General features: G+C 66.8%; 1 protein-coding gene and 1 pseudogene. Both read left to right on the plus strand.

Annotated features, from left to right (window positions below):
- Positions 1–322: cytochrome c (locus ENZ74_RS29810; protein WP_127313214.1), on the plus strand; the 322-nt coding region annotated here is incomplete at its 5' end.
- 9 nt (positions 323–331) lie between these two features.
- Positions 332–558, plus strand: a pseudogene (locus ENZ74_RS35455) (cytochrome C); the annotation flags it as partial.

The raw sequence follows: 558 nt of genomic DNA on the forward strand, positions 1-558 counted from the left end.
GTCGAAAGTGGTCAAGGGCGAGGAGCCGTTTGATGCCGCCGCGGTGCTGACGGCGCTGCAGGCGCTGCATGCGAATGCCGAGAAAGTCGACGTCGACGCGCTGTTTCCGGCGGGCAGCGACACAGGCGGCGATACCACTGCGTCGCCGAAGATCTGGGAAGACATGGCCGGCTTCAAGGCCACCAACGCCAAATATGTCGCCGACGTCAAGGCAGCGGCCGCTGCCGCTCCTGCCGACGTCGATGCGTTGAAGGCGCAATTCGGCGCCATCGGCTCCGATTGCGGCACCTGCCACCAGACCTACCGGGTGAAAAAAGGCTGATAGCGGGCGATGCCCTGGCTAAAGAAACTCGTCGGCGCCATCGTCATCCTCGGCGGCGTCGGCGCGGTTGCCGGGTGGGTCGGGTCGGCGCCGGTGAGGCTCGACAGGGAGACCCTGGCCAAGCTCGGTCCTGGCGACGCAGCCAGGGGCAAGCGCATTTTTTTTGCCGGCGGTTGTACCTACTGCCATGCCAAGCCGGGCTCACAGGGCGAGGCGGGGCGTCCACTCCCGGGCGG

The organism is Mesorhizobium sp. M7A.F.Ca.CA.002.15.2.1, assembly GCF_003998715.1.
Lineage (GTDB): Bacteria > Pseudomonadota > Alphaproteobacteria > Rhizobiales > Rhizobiaceae > Mesorhizobium > Mesorhizobium ciceri.